This is a genomic window from Lactococcus sp., assembly GCF_036648155.1.
In the GTDB taxonomy this organism is placed as follows: Bacteria; Bacillota; Bacilli; order Lactobacillales; family Streptococcaceae; genus Lactococcus; species Lactococcus cremoris.
The window spans coordinates 1-23,626 of the sequence record NZ_JAVXIY010000011.1 but is presented as its reverse complement, the minus strand read 5'-3'; the positions used below and the strand labels follow the sequence as shown (position 1 = coordinate 23,626).

Below are 23,626 nucleotides of genomic sequence, written 5' to 3'. Positions count from 1 at the left end.
CAAATAAGTTAAGAAAAAACGTTATAATTGTTTAAAAGAAATTCATTTAAAAATGAATTGAGCGGAGCTAACGAAAAAAGGAGCTAACATGGAAAATGAAAAAGAGATTCAAGGACAAGAAATCAATGAGAGTCCTGAAACACAAGAAGAGACAGTAGTAGAGGCGAAAACTGAAAATCAGACTTTTCAAGAAGAGCCTTCTAAAGCTGAAATTGGAGAAGAAATAATCTCAGAACCAGTGATTGCAGAAGGAGAAGTTTCTGAGCCGGTGATTGAAGATGCTGTCATTTCAAAACCTCTTCAAGCAGAAAGTGAAACTTCTGATTCTAGTTCAATTGTAAGTCCGGATTTATCTAAACAATCTGCCTACGCTGATATTCCCGTTCAGACTTTATCTGAAGAGGGGGATGAAATTAAGACCAAATGGAACTGGGGAGCTTTCGCTTTAACCATGTGGTTTGGGATTGCCAATCGCGCTTATTTGGGACTTTTGATTCTACTTACTTTGGTACCATGGGTAGGTTGGATTTTTGGGATTGTATGGATGATTGTTTTTGGTTTTCATGGCGAAAAATGGGCACTTGAAAATAGAGATAATCATTTCCGTGATGAAGAAGAATTCCGGAAAGTCATGGATGGTTGGAACCGAGCAGGATTTATTGCCTTTATCATTGAAATCGTGGTTGTTGCAATCGTGATTTTGGTATCTATCTTCTTGTTGGTTGCGGTCTTTAATGGTTATAATAACTTTGATAATGGCTATTATGACTTTGGAAATTACTAATTGATATAAAAATGATAGCTGGTTTTTAACTGGTCTATCATTTTTTTTGTCAGTAAAAAATGAAAAGCGAGCCCTTGCTTTTTGTGTTATAATTAGAATTAATTTTATAAAAACAAGAGAGCGAGATTATTGTGGGAAAAATTATTGAACTAAATGAAGCGCTCGCCAATCAAATTGCTGCTGGAGAGGTGGTTGAGCGGCCTGCTAGTGTTGTCAAAGAATTAGTCGAAAACTCGATAGATGCTGGTAGTAGCAAAATTACCATTAGTGTTGAAGAAGCTGGCTTGCGATTAATTGAAGTCATTGATAATGGTTTGGGCTTAGAAAAAGAAGATGTGGCTTTGGCTTTGCGTCGTCATGCGACAAGTAAAATCAAAGATTCAGCTGATTTATTTCGAATTAGAACGCTCGGTTTTCGGGGTGAGGCTCTGCCGTCAATCGCTTCTGTCAGTCAGATGACGATTGAAACAAGTAATGCTCAGGAAGAAGCTGGGACAAAACTGATTGCTAAAGGTGGGACGATTGAAACTTTAGAACCTCTTGCAAAGCGGTTAGGGACAAAAATTTCTGTTGCGAATCTTTTTTATAATACACCAGCAAGGCTCAAGTATATCAAGTCTTTACAGGCTGAACTTTCTCATATTACAGATATTATCAATCGTTTGAGCCTCGCTCATCCAGAGATTTCTTTTACTTTAGTTAATGAGGGTAAAGAATTTTTGAAAACGGCGGGAAATGGAGACTTGCGCCAAGTGATTGCTGCAATTTATGGCATTGGAACGGCGAAAAAAATGCGTGAGATTAATGGCTCGGACTTAGATTTTGAACTGACAGGTTATGTCAGTTTACCCGAGCTGACAAGAGCGAATCGCAACTATATCACGATTTTGATTAATGGTCGATTTATCAAGAATTTTTTGTTGAATCGAGCAATTTTAGAAGGTTACGGGAACCGATTGATGGTTGGACGTTTTCCTTTTGCTGTTTTATCAATTAAAATTGACCCTAAATTAGCAGATGTCAATGTTCATCCGACAAAACAAGAAGTACGTTTGTCTAAGGAACGTGAATTGATGACTTTAATTTCTAAAGCGATTGATGAGGCCTTATCAGAAGGGGTTTTGATTCCAGAAGCTTTGGAAAATTTGCAAGGTAGATCCAAGGAAAAGGGGACTGTTTCTGTTCAAACGGAACTTCCTTTACAGAATAATCCTTTATACTATGACAATGTTCGTCAAGATTTTTTTGTCAGAGAAGAAGCGACTTTTGAAATCAATAAAAACGATAATTCAGATTCTCTGACTGAACAAAATTCTACTGATTATACAGTTAATCAGCCAGAAACTGGTTCTGTCAGTGAAAAAATTACTGACAGAACTGTCGAAAGTTCAAATGAATTTACTGACAGAACCCCAAAAAATTCTGTCAGTAACTTTGGAGTTGATTTTGATAATATTGAGAAGCTGAGTCAGCAATCAACTTTTCCCCAACTAGAATACTTGGCACAATTGCATGCGACTTATTTACTTTGTCAGTCAAAAGAGGGTCTTTATTTGGTTGACCAACATGCGGCTCAGGAGCGAATCAAGTATGAATATTGGAAAGATAAAATCGGCGAAGTGAGCATGGAGCAACAAATTTTACTTACGCCATATTTATTTACTTTACCCAAAAATGATTTTATTGTTTTAGCTGAGAAAAAGGATTTGTTACATGAAGCAGGGGTTTTCTTGGAAGAATACGGAGAAAATCAATTCATATTAAGAGAACATCCGATTTGGTTAAAAGAAACTGAGATAGAGAAATCAATTAATGAAATGATTGATATTATTCTCTCATCAAAAGAATTTTCACTCAAAAAATATCGGCATGATTTAGCCGCAATGGTTGCTTGTAAAAGTTCAATCAAAGCCAACCATCCCCTTGATGCCGAGTCTGCTAGAGCTTTAATCGCAGAATTAGCCACTTGTAAAAATCCTTATAGTTGTGCGCATGGACGGCCAACGATTGTTCATTTTTCAGGAGATGACATTCAAAAAATGTTCCGCAGAATCCAAGAAACGCATCGTTCAAAAGCGGCCTCTTGGAAAGATTTTGAGTAAAAGAAAAGAACTGACAGTGGTCAGTTAATCAAAAAATTAGAAAAGTAAAAAATGTTTGAATATCTAAATGGGAAATTAGTTAAAATTTCCCCAACAAATATCGTGATTGACCTATCTGGAATAGGTTATCTTATCAGCGTAGCCAATCCTTATGCTTGGTCTGCTTTAATGAATACAGAAGTAAAGATTTATGTTCATCAAGTTATTCGGGAAGATGCACATAGCTTATATGGTTTTGTTAATGAGGCTGAAAAAGCTTTGTTCTTGCGCCTGATTAGTGTTTCAGGAATCGGGCCAAAGTCAGCTCTAGCTATTATTGCGGCAGCTGACAATGAAGGTTTAATCAATGCTATCGATAATAGCGATATTAAGTATTTGACGAAATTTCCAGGAGTTGGTAAAAAAACGGCCATGCAAATGGTACTTGATTTAGCTGGGAAATTTGATGCGACAGGAGCTGTTGGGATTTCCCTTCTTGATGCTGCGCCTGCTGGTAATCTGGCTTTAGAAGAAGCCATTGAAGCTTTGCAAGCTTTGGGCTATAAGGCGACAGAACTCAAGAAAATTGAGAAAAAATTGGCGCAAGAAGCCGGATTAACCAGTGAAGAATATATCAAATCAGCCTTAAAACTTATGATGAAATAAAAAAGTTTGAAGAAAGAGCTGACAGACATCAAAAACAGTCATACAAGCCTTTCTGTCAGTAAAATTTACTGACAGATTCTCATAAGTCATCAAAAATCATCTCTAAAAGGAGAATTACAAGATAAGATGAACGATATATTAAACAAAGAACCAATGGAAGAAGATTACGGCATTGAAAAATCTCTTCGCCCGCAATTTTTCAATCAATACATTGGTCAAGACAAAGTCAAAGAACAGTTAGAAATCTTTATTAAAGCGGCAAAAATGCGGGAAGAAGTTTTGGACCATGTTTTACTCTTTGGTCCTCCCGGGCTTGGTAAAACAACCATGGCTTTTGTGATTGCCAATGAACTTGGGGTTAATATTAAACAAACCGCTGGTCCTGCTATTGAGAAACCAGGTGATTTAGTCGCAATTTTGAATGAATTAGAACCTGGGGATGTCCTATTTATTGATGAAATTCATCGGATGCCCATGCAGGTTGAAGAAGTGCTTTATAGCGCCATGGAAGACTTCTACATCGATATCATGCTTGGCTCTGGTGACGGCTCACGTTCGGTTCATTTAGACTTACCACCTTTTACTTTGGTTGGCGCAACAACGAGAGCTGGGATGCTTTCTAATCCATTGCGGGCCCGCTTTGGGATTTCTAGTCACATGGAATATTATCAAGAGCGTGATTTAGAGGAAATTGTTAAAAGAACAGCTGATATTTTTGAGGTTGAAGTCATTGATAATGCTGCTATGGAAATTGCTTTACGCAGTCGTGGGACTCCACGGATTGCCAATCGTTTACTTAAACGAGTGCGTGATTTTGCCCAAATCATGGGGGATGGACGAGTGGATAAAGCGATTACCGATAAAGCCTTGACAATTCTTGATGTTGATGCTGCTGGTTTGGATTATATTGACCAAAAAATATTGCGCACAATGATTGAAATGTATCATGGTGGACCTGTTGGAATTGGGACTTTGGCAGTAAATATTGCTGAAGATCGCGAAACTGTCGAAGACATGTATGAGCCCTATTTGATTCAAAAAGGATTTTTGATGAGAACTAAACAGGGACGTAAGGTGACCAAAAGAGCTTATGAGCATTTGGGTTACGTTTATAATGAAGAGGATTGATAGAAATTCTAAAAGGAAAGTTTGTCAGATTTTGGCAAGCTTTTTCCTTTTAGAACTCTGTCAGTAATATCTGATGAAATAAGGTATAATAGAATAAATGCCCAAAATTAGTTAATCTATAAATTATATAAAGTAAGGAACTCATGGAAAAAATCGTTTTTGTCTGTTTAGGAAATATTTGTCGTAGTCCAATGGCAGAATTTGTCATGAAAAATTTAGTGCTGAAATCAGAACACGAGTCCGAATTTATCATTGAAAGTCGTGCAACATCTTCTTGGGAGCACGGTAATCCAATTCACAGTGGTACTCAAGAAAAGCTGAGAGAACAAGGGATTGACTTTGATATTCATAAAAGCAGCCAAAAAATTACTAGCACTGATTTCTATGCGTTTGATAAAATTATCGCAATGGATGAATCTAACTTAAAAAATCTAAGAGAGATGGCGCCCGATGGAACAGCTCATAAAATTGAAATGCTTTTAGATAATGACGTTCCAGACCCTTGGTTTACGGGAGATTTTCAAGAGACTTATCAACTAGTTAATGCAGGTTGTCAAAAATTATTAGATAAAATTGTCTAATAAATTTCAAATAAAAAGAACTGATGTGAGAAAATCTCACATCGAAGCTTGACTTTGCGAAAGACAAGGTCTATAATGATACGTATGGAGGCGAGATTTGGTGAAAGAACGTGAATTAAGACGCTCTATGGCGGTACTTCCAATAGGAACTGTCATGAAACTCACTGACTTAAGCGCAAGGCAGATTCGTTACTACGAAGAGCAAGAGCTTATTTTCCCAGAGCGAAGTGACGGTAATCGTCGCATGTATTCGCTCAATGACATAGATGCCCTTTTTGATATTGCTGATTTACTGCAAGAAGGCAATAATATTGCGGATATCAAGGAAATTTATGCCAAAAGGGATGCTAAAAAAGCTCAAACTTTATCTATCGGAGAAGTCCACCATGCACTTGAACGCGAATTTGCCCAACAAGGGAGATTCGGGACTCCTAATCCCACTCATTTTACCCAACCGCGGATGTAAATTTGGTTGACATAATTTGTCAAGCAAGTTTACAGCGAAAATTTAACTAGGAGAGTAAAGCATGACAATCACAGCAGCAGACATTCGTCGCGACGTCAAAGAAAAGGATATCAAATTCTTGCGTTTGATGTTTACAGACATTCTTGGAACACTTAAAAACGTTGAAGTTCCAGCAACAGATGAACAATTGGACAAATTATTTGAAAACAAAATGATGTTTGATGGTTCGTCAATTGAAGGATTCGTTCGTATCAATGAATCAGACATGTATCTTTATCCAGACCTTGACACTTGGATTGTTTTTCCTTGGGGTGACGAGTATGGTAAAGTCGCAGGTGTAATTTGTGATGTTTACACTCCGGAAGGTGAACCTTTCGCTGGTGACCCACGTGGTGTCTTGAAACGTAACCTCAAATCAATGGAAAAATTAGGTTTTAAGAACTTTAACCTTGGGCCTGAGCCTGAGTTCTTCCTTTTCAAACTTAATGAAAATGACGAACCAACGCTTGAAGTAAATGACAAAGGTGGATATTTTGACCTTGCCCCAACAGACCTTGCAGGAAATACAAGACGTGAAATCGTTAATGTATTAACAGATCTTGGATTTGAAGTGGAAGCTTCTCACCATGAGGTAGCTATCGGTCAACATGAAATTGACTTTAAATACACTAATGCTTTAAAAGCGTGTGATAATATTCAAATCTTTAAACTTGTTGTTAAAACAATTGCGCGTAAACATGGTTTACATGCAACGTTCATGGCAAAACCAGTTCATGGAATAAATGGTTCTGGAATGCACTGTAACATGTCTTTATTTACTGAAGATGGTGCCAATGCTTTTGCTGATCCAGCTGAAGATATGGGACTTTCAGATGTTGCTCATAGCTTTATCGCCGGACTTTTGAAACATGCTTATAACTTTACAGCCATCACAAACCCAACAGTTAACTCATACAAACGTTTGGTTCCTGGCTATGAAGCCCCAGTTTATGTTGCTTGGGCTGGACGTAACAGATCACCGTTGATTCGCGTTCCTGCTTCACGTGGCTTGTCAACCCGTGTAGAACTTCGTGCCGTTGACCCAACAGCAAATCCATATCTTGCTTTGGCTGTTCTTTTGGCAGCAGGTCTTGACGGTGTTGAAAATAAATTGGAAGCACCAGAAGCAATTGAATCAAACATCTATGTGATGACTGAAGAAGAACGCAAAGCACATGGAATTACAGATTTGCCTTCTACTTTACACAATGCGGTTAAGGCTTTGCGTGAAGACGCAATCGTAACAGAAGCACTTGGCGAACACGTTTTGGTTAACTTTGTTGAGGCGAAGCGTATCGAATGGGCAAGCTATGCACAATTTGTATCGCAATGGGAAATTGATAATTACTTAGAACTTTACTAATATATAAATATATAAAAACACTGACAATGTCTGTCAGTGTTTTTATTTCATTCAATTTTTTAATCAATTTCAGTAATTGTCAAGACGTTGAAAGCAGTTTTTCCGTCTTCAGCAATTAAAAATCCTTTGTGGTCTGCAACGTAATCAATTGCTGCTTGAAAATCAGCGAATTCTTTAACGATTGAGCAAGTGTTTACTGCGCCGACATAATTGTTTTCAGAGTCCTCGTAGTAATTGATTCCTTTAAATTTAAATTTCATAATAAAAAGTCCTTTCTTTGTTATAGTTTTATTATAGCAAATGGCCCTTATTTTTTATTGATAAAACTTTACATCAGGTTTGAAGTTACAAAAAGAGCCAGATTTTTTGAAAATTTCACAAAGTCAGTGTAAACTTGAGATAGGTTTTATGAATTTAAAAGGAGAAAGGAAGCGAATCCTAATACTTTTGATAAAAAGTAGGTTTGCATAGGAAAATATGGAACTTAATAATTTGAAAGATTCACTGACTACTTTGAAATATGGTGAAATTGCGACAGTTGCAATGATTGACCGAGGGGCATATGCGGAAATTGAGGAGTCGATTGAAGCAGAAACTAAAGATGATTCAAAGGTCGATTCAGGAGTTTTTAAAGAATTGGCTGCAATAGTTAAGGATAAAGATGAAGATTTAGTGATAGTTGGGCGCTCAGATATTGACCGTGCTTTAACAGCAGAAGACTTTGCTCACTTTATTGGTCAAATGACTAAGGAAAAACACATTGTTTTGGTTGAGTGTCTTTATTTAGGAACGACTGAAATCAAGGGATTTTTAAATGCTTTGAAAGAACAGGTCCTTTTAGAAAATAGTAAATTGATATTACTTGATTTACCACAGTTAGAATATATGATGTTGCGAGACAGTTTAGCTGGACAATTTAAATTATAAAAAAATTACTGACGAATTTTTGTCAGTAACTTTTTTATTTTTCTCGTTTTTCTTTTTGATAGAGACGAGAATTTTTCATGATATCTTTATATGTATTAATAATTGTTTCTTGATAAGCAGGATTTTCAGTATTTTTCCGCGCTAAATCCAAAACGGCTTGTTCGCGTGAAGCATCTAAAATAGTAATTTCTTGCTTTTGTTTTTCTTGGCTAATTTCTTGAACAATTGTCATACGTTTTTCAAGAAGTCGAACGATTTCTTGGTCCACTTGATCAATATTGTTTCGAAGTTCTTCTAGTTTATTCATGGTTTTTATTATATCAAAACTAATCTAAAATTTGCCTTTAAAAAATGATATAATGAGTTATATTATTTTTGAGGAGCAACAAGATGAATAAACAAGAAAAAATCGAAGGTTATGAGTTGCTTAATTTGCAACTAAAAGCACTGTTAAGTGAACAAAATTATACGCTCTCGAATTTAGCAAATGCAAGTAGTTTGCTTTGGAGCTTCTTGCCTGAGCAAGTCTACACTGGTTTTTATCTATATAATGGGGATAAACTAATTTTAGGACCCTTTCAAGGTTCAGTTTCTTGCGTTGAAATTGTGATGGGTAAAGGAGTTTGTGGAGAAGCAGCTCAAACTCGTCAAACAATGATTGTTGAAGATGTAAAAAAACACAAAAATTATATTTCCTGTGACGGACGTGCGATGTCTGAAATTGTGGTACCAATGGTTAAAGATGGCAACTTGGTGGGAGTTCTTGATTTAGACAGCTCTGAGGTTGGTTTTTATGATGAAATTGACCAAAAATACCTTGAAGAATTTGCTAGTATTTTATGTGACATGACCGATTTTAAATTTTTCGAAGTAGGTTAAGTCAAAAATTTGAAGAATATCGGAGAGAAAAATGAGTGAAATAGTTAAAAAGTTTATTGCTGACCGCTTTGATGGAAAAGAAGGGTTTTCTGTAAATCCAGATAACATTGGTGATTCCCGTGAATTTGCACAAGAATTAGGAAATTTTTTGTATCAATTGCATCATCTACCAACAAAAGAGGCGGGAGCACCTAATTTTGGAAATGCTTTTGCTGGTTCTGACTTGATTTTCTTTGAAGCAGAAATGATAGAGCTTTTGAAACTTTATCAAAAAGTAGTCCCTGCCGATTTATTGCAAGAAAAGTTCGATTTTGCTGCAAAAACAAAATGGACAAAAGCGCCCGTCTGGGTTTTAGGCGAATTGATTCCGCAAAATTTAATTGTTTCTGACGGAAAATTAGTTAATGTAAAAATTACTGACAAAGCTGTCAGTGGTGATCCAGCATATGATTTGGCGATTGCCTGGACAATTTTTGACGAAAAAAGTCGCAAAATATTTTTTGCATCTGCTGAAGCAGATCAAGCAACGATTGACAGAGCGAGAATGTTTGCACTCAGACAGGCATTAAGAAACTATCAGTCACAAGATATTGATGAGTTGATTCAATCTCGAGATGCCTCGACAGAAATTTTGAAAGATTTAAATTATAGCCTCGGACAAGATTTGTACTAAATGGCAATTTAAAAAGAATAGTAAGTAAAAAATTGGAAGAGAAAAATGGCATATCAAGCATTATATAGAAAATATCGAAGTCAGAGATTTGATGAAATGGTGGGACAAGAAGTTGTAGCGACGACGCTTAAAAATGCGATTGTCAATCATCAAATTTCACATGCTTATCTTTTTTCTGGTCCAAGAGGAACAGGGAAAACCTCTGCAGCTAAAATTTTTGCCAAGGCAATTAACTGCCCTAATCAAGTGGATGGAGAACCTTGTAATAATTGTTTTATTTGTGATTCAATCACAAAAGGAAGCTTAGATGATGTTATTGAACTTGATGCTGCTTCAAATAATGGGGTGGATGAGATTCGTGAAATCCGCGACAAGTCAACTTATGCGGCAAGTCAAGCAACTTATAAAGTTTATATCATTGATGAAGTGCATATGCTTTCGACAGGCGCCTTTAATGCACTTTTGAAAACCCTTGAAGAACCTACAGAAAATGTGGTTTTCGTTTTAGCTACGACTGAATTGCAAAAAATTCCAGCAACCATCATCTCAAGAGTTCAACGCTTTGCCTTTAAATCAATCACGACGGCCGATATTCGGACTTATTTAGGAAAAATTCTTGGGGACGAAGGGGTTGAATTTGAAGATAAAGCCCTTGATGTGATTGCTAAAGCAGCTGAGGGCGGGATGCGAGATGCTTTGTCCTTACTAGACCAAGCCTTATCTTTTTCAGCAGGAAAATTGGAAGAAGAAGACGCCTTGCTTGTCACAGGCTCAATTGCGGCGGACGCTTTAGTGAGTTATGTCTCGGCACTTTTTGAAAATGACGAATCAAAAGCGCTGACAGAACTGGATAAGATTTTTGCTGAGGGTAAAAATATGCTTCGTTTTACAGAAGACTTACTTGCCTATCTTCGCGATTTGCTTTTGGACAAGAACGCTCAATACGAACGCAATCAAATTTTTTCTTGGATAGATATTGCGATTGAGAGCTTGAAAACGATAAAGGAAACAACACAAACGAAGATTGCGGCAGATGTCATGACTATGCGTTTGGCCGAAGTGGGTCAAACACATTTGCTGACAGCTTCGCAAGCAGAAGTTCCTAACGAAATAGGTGCTGAAATTGCTGCCCTAAAAGCAGAAATCAATCAGTTGAAATCTCAGATTTCAACAGGTCAAGTTCAAGGAAGTTCAGATTCGCAAAATAATCCTTCAACACGAGAAGTTAGAGAACGTCCAAAAGCGGTAGCGCCTAAAAAACGACAGATTAATAAAGATTTAATTTATAAAGCTCTGGCTGAAGCAACAAATGAGGCTAGAAAGGCTGCATTAAGCGCTTGGCCTGAACTTGTTGCCTCGGTGACTAAACCGGCAGACCGAGCTTTACTTAATAATACCTCTCCAGTCGCTGCCTCAGAGAACTTTGTTGTTGTGACCTTTCCTCATGAAAATCTTGCAAAAAGAGTCAGTGAAAACGAAGAGCTGCAAAACTTTTGTGGGAATCTCTTAAGTTCGATTATTGGTTTTGCTCCAGAAATAATTTCGCTTGCTGAACAAGATTGGCAAGAAGTTCGAACAGAATATGTGTCTAATCTAAAATCAGAGAGTCCCCAAGAAGATGAAGAGCAAGAAGACGAAAAAATAGATGAAACAGTTACATTAGCTAAAGAGCTTTTTGGTGAGAAAGTTGTTGAAATTAATGATTAATAAATAAAAAAGCCGCTCATTGAGCGACTTTTTTTAATCTTTATGACGACTTAAATCTACATCTTTTAGCGGAATAAGTTTTGTCTTGTTTTTAAATTTATAACCTAAGTAAAGAATAAAGAAGAGTGGAATTGCGGCATACATGACCACCCCTTGCACCCAAGTTTTTCCAAACAATAACATTGGGTCTTGACCTAACGTTACTAAAACGGTCATAATGAGAGCTAAAATCGGACCAAATGGGAAGAGTTTAGCATGATAAGGAAGTTTTTTCACGTCTTTTCCTTGAGCGACATAAGCCCGACGGAAGCGGAAATGGCTAATTGCAATTCCAATCCAAGCAATGAAACCAGTTAAACCAGAAGCAGAGACTAGGAAAGTAAAGAAGCTGACCCCATAAATTGAAGTTAAGAATGTGAGCAATGCAACAGCGGTTGTTGCCAACAAGGCGATGAAAGGAATCCCGTTTTTAGAAGTTTTTGAGAAGATTTTTGGTGCACCACCATCTTTAGCCAAAGAATAAAGCATTCGAGTAGAGGCGTACATTCCAGAATTGGCCGCAGAAACAACAGATGTTAAAACAACGGCATTCATGATAGAGGCTGCGATAGAAAATCCAACACGTTCAAATACAATTGTGAACGGACTTTGAGCTGCCGAATTACCACCAACCAAATGTGGGTCTGTGAATGGAATGATTGCTGCCATTACAAAGATCGATAAAATATAAAAGACAAGGATACGCCAGAAAATAGAGTTCATGGCTTTGGGAATTGATTTTTCAGGATTTTCGGCTTCACCAGCAGTAATTCCGAGTAGCTCTGTTCCCTGGAAAGAGAATCCAGCAACTAAGAGAACACCAAGAATTCCTCCACCAGTCGTGAAGCTACCAAGTCCCCCGACAAATCCATGATTACCAACTGAAAGATTTTTAGCGACATCAATATGTCCGCCCATAATTCCAAAAATAGATAAGAAGCCAATAATCAAGAATAAAACAACGACGGTAATTTTAATGGCTGACAACCAATACTCTGTTTCACCAAAAGTTTTTACTGACAAGGCATTGATTGAAAAGACGATAATCAAAGCAATCAGTGAAAAGATCCAACTTGGAACATCAGGTAACCAGAATTTGATACAAAGAGCAACGGCGGTTAAATCAACTGCTACTGTAATTGCCCAGTTTAACCAATAATTCCACCCTAGAGCAAAACCAAAAGCTGGGTCAACATAACGTGTTCCGTAGTCTGAAAAAGAACCAGAAGTGGGTAAATAAGTGGCCATTTCGCCGAGTGAAGTCATGAGGAAGTAAACCATTGCTCCGATAAGAACATAGGCAGTCAGTGCCCCAAAAGGTCCTGCCGTGTGAATGACATCCCCTGAAGTCAGAAATAAACCAGTTCCGATTGTCCCACCAAGGGCAATCATGGATACATGACGTGATTTTAAGCCGCGTTTTACTTGCGTCTCAGTAGTTGAGTTTGAAGAATTTTCCAAAATTCTCTCCCTAATAAAATTTATTCTACACCGACTTGTTAGACTCAGACTTACCCTCACTCCTGTTTAGTTTAGAAAAGTCTGAGAAAAACAAAAAAAGCAATCCTACTAGATAGAATAGATTGCTAAAGGTCCGACAAAATTTTAAAAATTTTCTTGAACGAATAGCCCTCCGCATGGTTCTTAACCATTTGCGACAGTCTAGTGAGTTTTCCTCACTAGCCCAAGAACTTTGCTGAGCGTCAAAATTCTTTCGGCAACTTCTCCCCCTCTAATACGCGTCTTCGTTGTGCTCCAACTCGGCGTAGATTCATATCAGTTGCGACCTCTATCGATGTGTTAGTTGTAATTCTAGCGCAATTTTGGAATGATGTCAAGGATGAGAATGTAAAATTAGTTACAAGTAATCAGTTTTGGTAAGTAATGGTCACTTGTTTAAATCAAGGTGTACAAGCGGAGCAGCAAGAGTAAATAAGGACATAAATATTAGGTGACAAAAAACTCCTTTGTTTTGTAAAGGAGTTTTTTGTCAAGATGTCGTGTAAAGAAAGTCATAAAGATTTTGTAGCTTAGGGAGATTGATGCTTTTGTTTTTGTACTCCCTTCATTGATAAACCCATATATTTGCGTTTGGAAAGTCAGACTTTACCATATCTAAAATTATACTAACTGGTTTTGATAATATAATATCATTGCCTGAACCATCATTGCGTTTTAGTTTTTGGTAAAGTTCACTTTGTGTGACCCATTTTATCTCTTTTGACAATTCTAATTTTGCGTTTTCCCAGTATGACTCGTCAACACGATTCTTATCCAATATCATCGTCTGCCAATTTAATGTCCCCATATTTTTTGAAGCAGACAGAGACGTTACAAAATATTTCAATATTCTCCTTATCTTCCTGGTTTCATTCCAGGACCACCAACCCATGAACCGCCACCGGGTATATAGGGAACATATCCGCTTGGTGTTACCTTTTTTTGTACCCAACTAGGAGTGCTTTGAAAAGAACTGAGTACTCCGTCAATACCTTGCCACCAAGTCATTCCGCCAGTTACCTCTGACAATTCTTCGTCAGAAATAATTTCAAAATTGTTTGGATTTTTCATTTGTAATCCTCCTTTTTCTATTATTTCCTTTCAGTATAAGCGCTTACATTGGTTTTGTCAAGGCTTTTTTTAAATTAAATAAATTTTCTATAATTGATTCTTTTCTATTTTTACTCATTGTGGTCGGATGAAGCGGAAATAATAAATTTTCGCTTGGGATAGTCGTTGTCAGGTGACTTATGAATGTGCTAGTTGTTTCATCAGAAAGACTAGGTATTTATCTTCGCCTTTGATTAGACAGTCCATTGGTTCTAGCCAGCACAGTTAAAAGATAAAGTGTGCTATTGCGACTTCCGTCTTGACCTGTTACAAGCGGTGATGTTTATGATATACTTATGAGGATAGGACTGCTTTGTCAGTCGATAAAAATCAGTCTTTTTACTGAAATTTTCTAGGAGCAAAATATGGATTTTATTCGTGCCATTATTTTAGGTATTATTGAAGGGATCACTGAGTGGTTACCTATTTCTTCAACGGGGCATTTGATTATCGCTGATGAGTTCATTCGGCTTAATCAATCAGCTGCTTTTAAAGAAATGTTTGATGTTGTGATTCAATTGGGAGCGATTTTGTCGGTCGTTGTTTTATATTTTCATAAGTTGAATCCATTTAATAAGTTAAATCCCGCTGACAAACAAAAGACACCACGTGAAATTCAATTAACTTGGCGTTTGTGGTTGAAAGTTTTGATTGCCGCTTTACCGGCAGCAATTATTGGATTGCCACTTAATGATTGGTTAGATAAGCATTTTTATCACTTTGTTCCGGTTGCCTTTATGTTAATTATCTATGGGGTAGCCTTCATTGTTATTGAACGACGTTGGGTACCGAATCATGAATTTTCCGTGATGGATATTGACCGCTTGCCATATCGTGCGGCCCTTTATATTGGTTTATTCCAAGTGCTGTCTTTGCTTCCTGGGACATCGCGTTCTGGCGCGACTATTGTGGGTGCCTTGTTAATTGGAGTAAGTCGTGAAGTTGCTGCAGAATTTACCTTTTTCCTAGGAATTCCAGTCATGTTTGGAGCAAGTTTTATCAAAATTCTTCATTTCTTTAAAAATGGAAACTCTTTAAATTTTGAACAATTTGGCGTCTTACTGGTTGCCTGTCTGGTTGCCTTTGGGGTATCAATGGTTGCTATTAAATTCTTGACGGATTACGTGAAGAAACATGATTTTACTTTCTTTGGGAAATATCGTATTGTCCTAGGGATTGTTCTCCTTATTTATGCAGCCTTTAAAGCCTTTTTAGGATAAAAGTTAAAAAGATAACAGTAACCATTTTCTGGAGGCTGTTTTTCTTTTTAAATAGATAATAGTTACTGCCCAATAGTTTTAAATCTATTCTTGCGAAAAACAAAAAAAAGTGATAGAATATAACTCTGTGGGAAAAACTCACAACTTGCGCAGGACTCAACCTGCGTCATTAGTCCAAAAGGAGGAAAAATCAATGACTAAATACGAAATTCTTTATATTATTCGCCCAAACATTGATGAAGAAGCAAAAACTGCCCTCGTTGAACGTTTCGATGCTATCTTGACTGAAAACGGAGCTGCAAATCTTGAGTCTAAAGACTGGGAAAAACGCAAACTTGCTTACGAAATCAATGATTTCCGCGAAGGTATCTACCACATCGCAACTTTTGAAGCTGAAACAACTTCAGAAGCTTTGAGCGAATTTGACCGTCTTGCTAAGATCAACCTTGACATTCTTCGTCATATGATCGTTAAAGTTGAAGCTTAAGAGCTTTTATTTCTAAGGAGAAGTTCATTATGATTAACAATGTTGTATTAGTGGGACGCATTACTCGCGATCCTGAACTTCGTTACACCCCTCAAAATCAAGCTGTTGCAACTTTTTCATTGGCTGTAAATCGTCAATTTAAAAATGCTAACGGTGAACGTGAGGCTGATTTCATTAACTGCGTTATTTGGCGCCAACAAGCTGAAAATTTGGCAAATTGGGCTAAAAAAGGAGCTTTGATCGGTGTAACTGGTCGAATTCAAACACGTAATTATGAAAATCAACAAGGTCAACGCGTTTATGTGACTGAGGTTGTGGCTGATAGTTTCCAAATGTTGGAAAGTAGATCTGCTCGCGATGGTATGGGAGGCGGAGCTTCTGCCGGTTCATATTCTGCACCAAGCCAATCTACAAATAATACTCCACGTCCACAAACGAATAATAATAGTGCAACACCGAATTTCGGTCGTGATGCTGACCCATTTGGTAGCTCACCTATGGAAATCTCGGATGATGACCTTCCATTCTAATAGGGCGAAATAGTTGACGCTAAAGCGCCTAATTATTTCACGGAAACCGCTATGGCGGATTTCCTAGTCCTCTTACTAGTTATTATGAAAAGCAGAATCGGCTTTTCATAATAACGTCGTACCTAGAAAACTTTAAACAGACATCTAAAAAATAATATAAGGAGAAATAAAATGGCACAACAACGTCGTGGCGGCTTCAAACGCCGTAAAAAAGTTGACTTCATCGCTGCAAACAAAATCGAAGTCGTTGACTACAAAGACACTGAACTTTTGAAACGTTTCATCTCAGAACGTGGTAAAATCTTGCCACGTCGCGTAACTGGTACATCTGCTAAAAACCAACGTAAAGTGGTTAATGCAATCAAACGCGCGCGCGTAATGGCTTTGCTTCCATTCGTAGCTGAAGACCAAAACTAATAAATGAAAAGACTACTTTGGTAGTCTTTTTTTATACAAAATTTACTGACAGCTTTACTCAAATGATTTTGTCAGCGTTTTTTTAATTAATGCTATGTTTTTGTCAGTAAATTTATGATAGAATAGACAAATGATTGGATTGATAATAGGAGCATTGCTCTTGATTTTGTTAATTTATGGTGTTTTTATAGAACCACATGTTATGAAAGTAAGACATGTAAAAATCGCTCAAAAACAAAATATAAAAATTGCTCATTTTACCGATACGCATTTTGCTTGGCATACAAGTAGTCGACGATTTATAAAATTTGCTCGAAATATTGCTGACGAAAAACCAGACTTAATTATTTTTTCTGGTGATTTGTTTGATAAGGTTGCTTGGGCAAAAGATAAGAATTGGAGTGAGTTACTGGTGATATTGTCAGGGCTTAACGCTCCTTTAGGAAAATTTGCGATACTTGGTAATCATGATTTTGATGATGAAAAATCTTCTGGCTTTGTTGAAGAGTTTTTAGAAAAAGCTGGATTTACTCTTTTAAAAAATAGATCAGTATTAGTGGATAATGATCAAAGGACATTATCTGTTTCCGGTGTTGATGACTGGCGTGAGGGGCAACCTGACTTGGAGCTTTATCCGCTTGAGGCGTCTTTTTCGCTTTTAGCGCTTCATGAACCTGATACTGTTTTAGATATGGAAACAATCAAGCAATTTGATTTGATTTTATCTGGGCATAGCCATGGTGGACAAATTCGGATTGGAAATTGGCGACTACATAACAAGGGTTCAAGTAGTGCTGATGGTGGATTGTATCAACTGAATGAACGGACAAAATTATATGTGAACCGTGGGATTGGTTTGACTTTCTTACCCATTCGTTTTGGGGTGCCACCAGAAATTGTCTATTATGAAATTTAAAAAAACTGTCAGTAATTTTGACAGTTTTTTTATTTTTGAAATTACTGACAGATGGATTGACTTTTCTGTCATTACATTTCTCGTGCAGTCATGATTGTTTCACGTCCCATATTGTCTACTGCTCGATAATGAAGTGGCCAATCAGGATTAAATGGATAGCCAAAATCAACTAGAACAGTGGTTGGGCTATTATCTTGAGAGAAACGAATCGAAAGTAAATTATCAGAGTTGACTAAGTCAAAATTAATAATGGTTTCCATCGGAAAAACGCCTTTTAAGTGATGGTCAATAATGAACCAAAAAGCATCGATGACTTCTCCAGGAATAGACGCGACGGTATCAAAACTTGCGTAGCGTCGTCTAGTGTTAGAAAATGCCATAAAATCACATCCTTTCTCTAAAATGAAATGGATAAATTCTAAGAAATACGTGAATCGCTAATTACTTTTCGGATTTCAGATAAAGTTCCCTCGGAAACATCTTTCATTTTCATTCCATACATCATGAAAAGAGCATCGAGTAAACTAATTTGAGAAACGGTCGAAGCTACTGCCTCGGGTCGAAAAGAAATTTCTTCAGAAATAGAAATGAGCGCCACATCAGCAGCCTTTGCTAAAGGAGAGCTGGCAAAGGAGGTTAGTGCAATAATTGGCACACCCCGACTTTTCAAAATCTCGACCAAATGCATCGTATCTTTGTTTTTTCCTGTATGTGAAATCACAAAAGCACAATCTTCGCTTGTCAATTTTGCGGCTTGCATTTGTTGAAAATGGAAATCCTGATGATAGACACAGTGTAGAGGCATTCTCAAAAATTTATGAAAAGCAATCAAAGCGACAGCGTTTGAACCACCTAAACCAAAAAAACCACAAGTATTAGCTTTGAGTAATATTTCCATTGTTTGGTCAAGTTGTCTGTTGCTAATAAGATTTAAAGTTGAATTTAGTGATGAAATATTGCCGTTGAAGTTTTTTGTCAGTATTTCTTTATAATCATCAGTAGGTGAAAGTTCGCTAAAAAATTCATCATCTCGCGTTGAATCAGTGGCGTGAATGGCCAGTTTCAATTCTTGGAAAGAATTAAAGCCGATTTTTTTGGAAAATCTGGAAATTGTAGCGGTTGAGACTTGGGTTTTCTGAGCAAATTCTTGAATTGACAGCATCGCAGCGCTATCAATATTTGCAATTAAATAGTCAGAAATTGCCTGGTCTGATTTACTGAGGTTATCATAATAACTTCGGATTCGGCTGATTAAAGTACGCGACATATCAAGCCTCCTTCTAATTGACTACATTATACCATAGCCAGTAACACGAAACAATATTTCGTGTACTGGCTATCATCTTATTATGACCGAACGATGCGTAGGATAGCTGTTGTCAGTTTACTGACTTACAGATATGCTAGTTGTTTCATCTAGAAACGATAATTTTCCGCTGAGTGAGTAATAAGGTATCTAGGAAGTTCGCTATAGCGACTTCCGTCTGCGCGTTCACGCTTTAGCGTGTTATAAGCAGTGATACTTATACCATAAATACGATTCCCCGATTTATAAGAAATTCCGAATTAGTCACTTGAAATTGTTTTGACAAATCAGAAAATATTTTACAAAAAATATTGTTGACAAATGAAAAAAATTACTTATACTAAAGTTAGCAAAAAGAAAGCGATACCACGGAGGAAAAAGTGATGAAATTTGGTATGATTGGTTTAGGGAAAATGGGAATGAATCTTGTGAAAAATGCAGTTGATCACGAGATAGAAGTTGTAGCCTACGATGTTAATGCTGAGGCTGTGGAAGAGGCTGGGAATTATTCAGAAAAAATTACAGCAGTTAAAAGCATTGACGAATTACTGACAGAATTGTCAGAGCCAAAAATTATTTGGTTGATGCTTCCAGCTGGGAAAGCAACAAATTCAACAATTGAATTATTATCAGAGAAGCTGTCAGCAGCTGATATCCTTATTGATGGTGGAAATTCTAATTACAAAGACAACTTAGAACAAAATAAATTACTGACAGAAAAAGGAATCAAATTTTTTGATGTTGGAACCTCTGGTGGAATGGCTGGGGCTCGTCAAGGTGGCAACTTTATGATAGGTGGCGACGATAAAAACTCTTGGTCAGTGATTGAACCTATCTTCAAAGCAATTTCAACAGAAAATGGTTATCTTTATACAGGAAAACTTGGAAGTGGTCATTACTTAAAGATGATTCACAATGGAATCGAGTATGGCATGATGCAAGCCATTGCTGAGGGTTTTGAAATTTTAGAACAATCACCATTTGATTATGATTATGAAGCCGTGGCAAAATTATGGAACCACGGGTCAGTCATCCGAAGCTGGTTGATGGAGCTTGCACAAGATCAATTTTCAAAAGACCCTAAACTTGACCAAATTATTGGCCGTGTACAATCCTCAGGAGAAGGAAAGTGGACCATTGAAGAAAGTTTAGATTTAGGCGTTCCGGCTCCGGTTATCGCCTTATCCCTGATGATGCGCCAACGCTCATTACAAGAAGACACAATGACTGGTAAAGTCGTTGCTGCTTTACGTAATGGTTTTGGTGGACATGAAGTAGAACAAAAATAAGTTACTGACGAAAAGTTGAGTAGGTCCATAAAAGCTTTGTGTATGGTTATCCTCTGACGGCTTGTTCATTGCACTAGGTTTCTTAAAATCTACCGAAATGAAGCAGGCGATAAGGCTCTTATCGACGTCAGTAACAAAATAATCAACTGACAGAAATTTCATAGAAGATAGGCGTTTAAGTGCTTAAGCTTCTTGGGTGGTACGTTCCAGTTTATAATTTGAACTTGTAACCTGTCAGCAAATATATATAGAAGAAAAGGAGCGCCAATGCAATATTTAATAGGCGTAGATTTAGGGACAACGGCGACCAAGGCAGTGCTTTTTGAAAAAGATGGTAAGATTATTGCAAGTAGTAGTCAAGCCTACCCTCTTCATCGTGATGCCAGTGGAATGGCAGAAGAATCACTTGAAGAAATTTTTGAAGCAGTCTTAGTAACCATCCGAGAAGTTTCAATCAATTTAGAAGACGAAGACGAACTCTTGGCAGTTTCCTTTAGTACACAAATGCACTCACTGATTGCTTTTGATGAAAATTGGCAACCACTTACAAGACTAATTACTTGGGCAGACACGAGAGCTGTGAAATACACAGAACAAATCAAAGCTTCTAAAAAAGGATTCGATATTTATCGGAGAACAGGAACCCCTCTTCATCCGATGGCTCCTTTATCTAAATTTATGTGGTTACAAGCGGAATACCCAAGTATCTATCAAAAAGCAGCTCATTACTTGGAGTTGAAAGGTTACATTTTTCAGCGACTTTTTGGAACTAATAAAATTGACTTATCAACGGCAACAGGAACTGGTGTTTTCAATATTTTTGAACTTCAGTGGGATAAAGAAGCATTGGAAATGACTGGGATTAAGGAAAGTCAGATGCCAAACGTGGTTGAGCCTTATGAAATTGAAGAAAATCTTCCGCACGAATATGCAAAAAAAATGGGGATTCAAAGTAGCACCAAATTTATTTGGGGAGCAGCTGACGGGCCTTTATCAAACTTAGGAGTCAATGCCATCAAACCGGGCGTTGCAGCCATAACTATTGGAACATCTGGGGCCATTCGAGTGGTGACCGACAGACCAAAAACAGATGAAAAAGGACGTACTTTTACATATGCTTTAGATAGAGAGCATTGGGTAGTGGGGGGACCAGTTAATTCTGGCGGTGATGTTTTCCGATGGGCTCGTGACCAGATTTTTGATGGAAAAATCACTTTTGATGAAGTCACTGAGCTTGCAGCAAACATTTCAGCAGGAGCTGACGGTCTGCTTTTCCATCCTTACCTTGGTGGGGAACGGGCACCGATTTGGGATGCTAATGCCAGAGGTTCATTTTTTGGCTTGAATTATGGTCATAACCGAAGTCACATGGCGCGTAGCGTTCTTGAAGGAGTTATTTTTAATATTTATATGGTTGCTCTTAGTCTTGTTGAAGTAGTGGGTGACCTCAACATGATTCAAGCAACAGGAGGATTTACAAGTTCTGAATTATGGACACAAATTCTTGCAGACATCTTTGAACAACCGATTAATGTTCCTGAAAGTCGAGAAGCAGGTTGTTTAGCAGCAGTTATTATGGCTGAGAAAGCATTAGGACTCATTGACGATATTAGTGAAATCGAAAAGATGGTAGGGACTAACCAAACTTACCAACCCAATCCAGAAAATTTCAGTATTTATCGAGAAATAAGTCCAATCTTTATCCGACTTTCTCGCTCATTTTTAGCAGAATATGAAAATATCGCGAATTTTCAAAGAAAATTTGAAAAAGACTAAATTTAGATTCTAAAAAACTCAATACCTACTATACTTAAGATAAAGCAAGTATTGAGTTAAATTTTAAATGCAAATTGTAAGCGCAAGCAACTGATTTTTACACAATGTCTTCAAGATTTTTGAAAGGAAAAAACAAATGATTGATTTACTTGTACTTTTAATTGGAGTGTTAATTCTTCTTTTGATGATTATCAAATTTAAGATTAACACCTTTGTATCACTAATTGTTGTAGCAGTTCTAGTTGGGTTGGGTCTTGGGATGCCCCTAGGACAAATTCCTGTTTCCATCCAAAACGGAATAGGAGGATCACTAGGAGAATTAGCAATCGTCTTTGGTTTTGGTGCGATGCTTGGGCGTTTAATTGCCGACGCTGGCGGTGCCTACCGAATTTCCAAAACTCTCATTAATAGTTTTGGCAAAAAGAGAATTCAATGGGCCATCATGGTTGCCAGTTTTATCATTGGGATTGCTCTCTTCTTTGAAGTAGGTATGGTTCTGTTGATTCCGATTGTCTTTGCCGTTGCCTTGGAAGCCAGTGTACCTTTGATTTATCTTGGGATTCCGATGGCTGCAGGGCTTTCTGTTACGCATGGCTTCTTGCCACCGCATCCAGCACCTATTGCTATTGCTGGTGTACTTGGAGCAAATCCAGGGACAGTTCTACTTTACGGGATAATCGCGGCGATTCCTACAGTTATTATTGCCGGTCCAGTTTTCACAAAAATTGCTAGAAAATGGGTACCAGAAGCTTTTGTTGTAAAAAATAAACTTTCTGCTTTTGGTGAAATAAAAGAGTGGAAACTTGAAGAAACACCAGGTTTTGGAATTTCTATCTTGACAGCTCTTATGCCAGTAATTTTAATGGCAATCAGCACCGTTTATTCCATTGCGACTAATGATGGGAAACCCTTTGCCGCAGTAACGACAAGTGCGATGAAAGCTGGTAAAGTAGTTACGACGACGACTTATCCTTCAAGTATTGTTGAAAATGTGATGATGTTCATCGGAAATCCAGTGTCAGCAATGATTATTTCTCTGCTCTTTGCCTTAGTTACTATGGGTTGGATGCGCCGTAAGAAAAATTCTGAAATTGCTTCTTCAATTGCGGATTCAGTTAAATCAATTGCCATGCTTTTATTAGTCATTGGTGGAGGAGCAGCGCTCAAACAAATTCTTATTGATGGTGGAATCTCAGTTCAAATCGCTAATATGTTTAAAGATTCACCCCTTTCTCCTTTATTGCTTGCTTGGATTATCACAGTTATCTTAAGGGTTGCATTGGGCTCAGCGACAGTGGCTGCCCTAACAGCAGCAGGTCTAGTTCAACCAATGCTTGCTACAGCGTCTCCAAATACAGCAGCTTTGATGGTTTTGGCAATAGGTGCCGGTTCAATTGCAGCTTCACATGTTAATGATGCTGGATTCTGGATGTTTAAAGAGTATTTTGATTTAGATGTGAAACAAACCTTAAAAACATGGACAGTCTTAGAAACAATTATCGCAGTAGTAGGTTTAGGAATGGTAATGTTGATGAGTATTTGGATTCACTGATAAAAAAAATAAGTCATTTTTTGACTTGTTTTTTTATTTTCTCTAAGTCAGTGGTAGCACGCGATAAAACGCTATCAAAGTTCGTTAAAAACGAACAAAAGGTAAAGAAATCCTAAAAAGTGACAGTTAATTCTTGACAGGGAGAGATAGGTTTGATAGAATATAATAGTTGTCGCGAGAGACGAGCGTC

General features: G+C 37.4%; 26 protein-coding genes and 1 riboswitch. Of the genes, 19 read left to right on the top strand and 7 right to left on the bottom strand.

The features are described 5' to 3' along the window. The first annotated feature begins 88 nt into the window (after window positions 1–88). From RSC39_RS10725 to glnA, 7 genes are all read left to right on the top strand, one after another. Window positions 89–784 (top strand): hypothetical protein, encoded by a 696-nt coding sequence (locus RSC39_RS10725; protein WP_332537105.1) that lies wholly within the window; start codon window positions 89–91, stop codon window positions 782–784. Window positions 785–915: 131 nt separating this feature from the next. Beyond that, window positions 916–2,886: a DNA mismatch repair endonuclease MutL gene (gene mutL / locus RSC39_RS10720; RefSeq protein ID WP_332537103.1), complete on the top strand. Its 1,971-nt coding sequence runs from the start codon at window positions 916–918 to the stop codon at window positions 2,884–2,886. A 51-nt stretch (window positions 2,887–2,937) separates the two neighbouring features. Continuing rightward, complete coding sequence (ruvA, locus tag RSC39_RS10715) at window positions 2,938–3,531, top strand: Holliday junction branch migration protein RuvA (RefSeq protein ID WP_021037998.1); 594 nt, start codon at window positions 2,938–2,940, stop codon at window positions 3,529–3,531. Window positions 3,532–3,657: 126 nt separating this feature from the next. Then, complete coding sequence (ruvB, locus tag RSC39_RS10710) at window positions 3,658–4,659, top strand: Holliday junction branch migration DNA helicase RuvB (RefSeq protein WP_332537099.1); 1,002 nt, start codon at window positions 3,658–3,660, stop codon at window positions 4,657–4,659. A gap of 143 nt (window positions 4,660–4,802) precedes the next feature. Beyond that, window positions 4,803–5,240: a low molecular weight protein-tyrosine-phosphatase gene (locus tag RSC39_RS10705; protein ID WP_063281522.1), complete on the top strand. Its 438-nt coding sequence runs from the start codon at window positions 4,803–4,805 to the stop codon at window positions 5,238–5,240. Between the two features lie 100 nt (window positions 5,241–5,340). After that, window positions 5,341–5,706: a MerR family transcriptional regulator gene (locus RSC39_RS10700; protein WP_011836114.1), complete on the top strand. Its 366-nt coding sequence runs from the start codon at window positions 5,341–5,343 to the stop codon at window positions 5,704–5,706. Window positions 5,707–5,767: 61 nt separating this feature from the next. Continuing rightward, window positions 5,768–7,108, top strand: a complete 1,341-nt coding sequence (glnA, locus tag RSC39_RS10695; protein ID WP_332537096.1) for a type I glutamate--ammonia ligase — start codon at window positions 5,768–5,770, stop codon at window positions 7,106–7,108. Window positions 7,109–7,167: 59 nt separating this feature from the next. Here the strand turns inward: glnA and RSC39_RS10690 are convergent, their stop codons facing one another. Then, on the bottom strand, window positions 7,168–7,368 hold the full coding sequence (locus tag RSC39_RS10690; RefSeq protein WP_011836112.1) for a hypothetical protein: 201 nt from the start codon (window positions 7,366–7,368) through the stop codon (window positions 7,168–7,170). A gap of 217 nt (window positions 7,369–7,585) precedes the next feature. Between RSC39_RS10690 and RSC39_RS10685 the strand changes: the two genes are divergently transcribed. Beyond that, the gene (locus RSC39_RS10685) at window positions 7,586–8,035 is read left to right on the top strand and encodes a hypothetical protein (RefSeq protein ID WP_332537094.1); all 450 of its coding nucleotides are present in this window, start codon (window positions 7,586–7,588) and stop codon (window positions 8,033–8,035) included. 34 nt (window positions 8,036–8,069) lie between these two features. Here the strand turns inward: RSC39_RS10685 and RSC39_RS10680 are convergent, their stop codons facing one another. Then, entirely contained in the window at window positions 8,070–8,342 is a 273-nt protein-coding gene (locus tag RSC39_RS10680) for a chorismate mutase (RefSeq protein ID WP_011677248.1), read from the bottom strand. Window positions 8,343–8,425: 83 nt separating this feature from the next. On the opposite strand from RSC39_RS10680, the gene RSC39_RS10675 reads away from it, so the two are divergent. Genes RSC39_RS10675 through dnaX form a run of 3 tightly spaced genes read left to right on the top strand, consistent with a single transcriptional unit; the run spans window position 8,426 to window position 11,294 of the window. Continuing rightward, complete coding sequence (locus RSC39_RS10675; RefSeq protein WP_011677247.1) at window positions 8,426–8,914, top strand: GAF domain-containing protein; 489 nt, start codon at window positions 8,426–8,428, stop codon at window positions 8,912–8,914. A gap of 31 nt (window positions 8,915–8,945) precedes the next feature. Continuing rightward, window positions 8,946–9,587, top strand: coding sequence for a phosphotransferase (locus RSC39_RS10670; protein ID WP_063281526.1), 642 nt, complete (start codon window positions 8,946–8,948; stop codon window positions 9,585–9,587). Between the two features lie 45 nt (window positions 9,588–9,632). Next, window positions 9,633–11,294, top strand: coding sequence for a DNA polymerase III subunit gamma/tau (gene dnaX, locus RSC39_RS10665; protein ID WP_332537090.1), 1,662 nt, complete (start codon window positions 9,633–9,635; stop codon window positions 11,292–11,294). Between the two features lie 33 nt (window positions 11,295–11,327). On the opposite strand, the gene RSC39_RS10660 is transcribed toward dnaX, so the two are convergent. The 3 genes from RSC39_RS10660 to RSC39_RS10650 all read right to left on the bottom strand — a co-directional run bounded on the left by RSC39_RS10660 (window position 11,328) and on the right by RSC39_RS10650 (window position 13,904). Beyond that, a complete protein-coding gene (locus tag RSC39_RS10660) occupies window positions 11,328–12,794 on the bottom strand; it encodes an amino acid permease (protein WP_011677244.1) in 1,467 nt (488 codons plus the stop codon). Window positions 12,795–12,951: 157 nt separating this feature from the next. After that, window positions 12,952–13,133: riboswitch (Lysine riboswitch) on the bottom strand. 265 nt (window positions 13,134–13,398) lie between these two features. Then, complete coding sequence (locus RSC39_RS10655; RefSeq protein WP_332537088.1) at window positions 13,399–13,680, bottom strand: hypothetical protein; 282 nt, start codon at window positions 13,678–13,680, stop codon at window positions 13,399–13,401. Between the two features lie 8 nt (window positions 13,681–13,688). Beyond that, window positions 13,689–13,904 carry a lactococcin family bacteriocin gene (locus RSC39_RS10650; RefSeq protein ID WP_332537086.1) on the bottom strand — a complete coding sequence of 72 codons (216 nt, stop codon included), beginning with the start codon at window positions 13,902–13,904 and terminating at the stop codon, window positions 13,689–13,691. Window positions 13,905–14,308: 404 nt separating this feature from the next. Here RSC39_RS10650 and RSC39_RS10645 point away from each other — a divergent pair, with 404 nt between their 5' ends. The 5 genes from RSC39_RS10645 (at window position 14,309) to RSC39_RS10625 (ending at window position 17,513) form a co-directional block, all read left to right on the top strand. Further along, window positions 14,309–15,163, top strand: coding sequence for an undecaprenyl-diphosphate phosphatase (locus RSC39_RS10645; RefSeq protein ID WP_042748545.1), 855 nt, complete (start codon window positions 14,309–14,311; stop codon window positions 15,161–15,163). A 193-nt stretch (window positions 15,164–15,356) separates the two neighbouring features. After that, window positions 15,357–15,650, top strand: coding sequence for a 30S ribosomal protein S6 (gene rpsF / locus RSC39_RS10640; RefSeq protein ID WP_011677242.1), 294 nt, complete (start codon window positions 15,357–15,359; stop codon window positions 15,648–15,650). Window positions 15,651–15,679: 29 nt separating this feature from the next. After that, a complete protein-coding gene (locus RSC39_RS10635) occupies window positions 15,680–16,180 on the top strand; it encodes a single-stranded DNA-binding protein (protein WP_011677241.1) in 501 nt (166 codons plus the stop codon). A gap of 171 nt (window positions 16,181–16,351) precedes the next feature. Then, window positions 16,352–16,597, top strand: a complete 246-nt coding sequence (gene rpsR, locus RSC39_RS10630) for a 30S ribosomal protein S18 (protein WP_003131952.1) — start codon at window positions 16,352–16,354, stop codon at window positions 16,595–16,597. A gap of 130 nt (window positions 16,598–16,727) precedes the next feature. After that, on the top strand, window positions 16,728–17,513 hold the full coding sequence (locus RSC39_RS10625) for a metallophosphoesterase (protein WP_332537083.1): 786 nt from the start codon (window positions 16,728–16,730) through the stop codon (window positions 17,511–17,513). 71 nt (window positions 17,514–17,584) lie between these two features. Here RSC39_RS10625 and RSC39_RS10620 read toward each other — a convergent pair whose 3' ends face one another. Both RSC39_RS10620 and RSC39_RS10615 read right to left on the bottom strand, forming a co-directional pair. Continuing rightward, the gene (locus tag RSC39_RS10620) at window positions 17,585–17,893 is read right to left on the bottom strand and encodes a DUF960 domain-containing protein (protein ID WP_011836103.1); all 309 of its coding nucleotides are present in this window, start codon (window positions 17,891–17,893) and stop codon (window positions 17,585–17,587) included. A gap of 38 nt (window positions 17,894–17,931) precedes the next feature. Beyond that, window positions 17,932–18,780: a MurR/RpiR family transcriptional regulator gene (locus RSC39_RS10615; RefSeq protein WP_011677238.1), complete on the bottom strand. Its 849-nt coding sequence runs from the start codon at window positions 18,778–18,780 to the stop codon at window positions 17,932–17,934. 422 nt (window positions 18,781–19,202) lie between these two features. Here RSC39_RS10615 and gnd point away from each other — a divergent pair, with 422 nt between their 5' ends. From gnd to RSC39_RS10600, 3 genes are all read left to right on the top strand, one after another. Then, window positions 19,203–20,108, top strand: coding sequence for a phosphogluconate dehydrogenase (NAD(+)-dependent, decarboxylating) (gnd, locus tag RSC39_RS10610; RefSeq protein WP_332537080.1), 906 nt, complete (start codon window positions 19,203–19,205; stop codon window positions 20,106–20,108). Between the two features lie 267 nt (window positions 20,109–20,375). Next, entirely contained in the window at window positions 20,376–21,884 is a 1,509-nt protein-coding gene (gene gntK, locus RSC39_RS10605; RefSeq protein WP_332537078.1) for a gluconokinase, read from the top strand. A gap of 136 nt (window positions 21,885–22,020) precedes the next feature. Then, window positions 22,021–23,436: a gluconate:H+ symporter gene (locus RSC39_RS10600; RefSeq protein WP_015082957.1), complete on the top strand. Its 1,416-nt coding sequence runs from the start codon at window positions 22,021–22,023 to the stop codon at window positions 23,434–23,436. Window positions 23,437–23,626: the final 190 nt, after the last annotated feature.

Bases quoted from the DNA above. Each gene is read 5' to 3' on its own strand.
- gnd (WP_332537080.1), top strand. From the start codon at position 19,203: ATGAAATTTGGTATGATTGGTTTAGGGAAAATGGGAATGAATCTTGTG.
- rpsF (WP_011677242.1), top strand. From the start codon at position 15,357: ATGACTAAATACGAAATTCTTTATATTATTCGCCCAAACATTGATGAA.
- RSC39_RS10675 (WP_011677247.1), top strand. From the start codon at position 8,426: ATGAATAAACAAGAAAAAATCGAAGGTTATGAGTTGCTTAATTTGCAA.
- ruvA (WP_021037998.1), top strand. From the start codon at position 2,938: ATGTTTGAATATCTAAATGGGAAATTAGTTAAAATTTCCCCAACAAAT.
- RSC39_RS10680 (WP_011677248.1), bottom strand. From the start codon at position 8,342: ATGAATAAACTAGAAGAACTTCGAAACAATATTGATCAAGTGGACCAA.
- RSC39_RS10650 (WP_332537086.1), bottom strand. From the start codon at position 13,904: ATGAAAAATCCAAACAATTTTGAAATTATTTCTGACGAAGAATTGTCA.
- RSC39_RS10705 (WP_063281522.1), top strand. From the start codon at position 4,803: ATGGAAAAAATCGTTTTTGTCTGTTTAGGAAATATTTGTCGTAGTCCA.
- RSC39_RS10620 (WP_011836103.1), bottom strand. From the start codon at position 17,893: ATGGCATTTTCTAACACTAGACGACGCTACGCAAGTTTTGATACCGTC.
- RSC39_RS10685 (WP_332537094.1), top strand. From the start codon at position 7,586: ATGGAACTTAATAATTTGAAAGATTCACTGACTACTTTGAAATATGGT.
- RSC39_RS10670 (WP_063281526.1), top strand. From the start codon at position 8,946: ATGAGTGAAATAGTTAAAAAGTTTATTGCTGACCGCTTTGATGGAAAA.
- RSC39_RS10635 (WP_011677241.1), top strand. From the start codon at position 15,680: ATGATTAACAATGTTGTATTAGTGGGACGCATTACTCGCGATCCTGAA.
- gntK (WP_332537078.1), top strand. From the start codon at position 20,376: ATGCAATATTTAATAGGCGTAGATTTAGGGACAACGGCGACCAAGGCA.
- RSC39_RS10615 (WP_011677238.1), bottom strand. From the start codon at position 18,780: ATGTCGCGTACTTTAATCAGCCGAATCCGAAGTTATTATGATAACCTC.
- RSC39_RS10725 (WP_332537105.1), top strand. From the start codon at position 89: ATGGAAAATGAAAAAGAGATTCAAGGACAAGAAATCAATGAGAGTCCT.
- RSC39_RS10645 (WP_042748545.1), top strand. From the start codon at position 14,309: ATGGATTTTATTCGTGCCATTATTTTAGGTATTATTGAAGGGATCACT.
- RSC39_RS10600 (WP_015082957.1), top strand. From the start codon at position 22,021: ATGATTGATTTACTTGTACTTTTAATTGGAGTGTTAATTCTTCTTTTG.
- glnA (WP_332537096.1), top strand. From the start codon at position 5,768: ATGACAATCACAGCAGCAGACATTCGTCGCGACGTCAAAGAAAAGGAT.
- rpsR (WP_003131952.1), top strand. From the start codon at position 16,352: ATGGCACAACAACGTCGTGGCGGCTTCAAACGCCGTAAAAAAGTTGAC.
- dnaX (WP_332537090.1), top strand. From the start codon at position 9,633: ATGGCATATCAAGCATTATATAGAAAATATCGAAGTCAGAGATTTGAT.
- RSC39_RS10690 (WP_011836112.1), bottom strand. From the start codon at position 7,368: ATGAAATTTAAATTTAAAGGAATCAATTACTACGAGGACTCTGAAAAC.
- ruvB (WP_332537099.1), top strand. From the start codon at position 3,658: ATGAACGATATATTAAACAAAGAACCAATGGAAGAAGATTACGGCATT.
- RSC39_RS10625 (WP_332537083.1), top strand. From the start codon at position 16,728: ATGATTGGATTGATAATAGGAGCATTGCTCTTGATTTTGTTAATTTAT.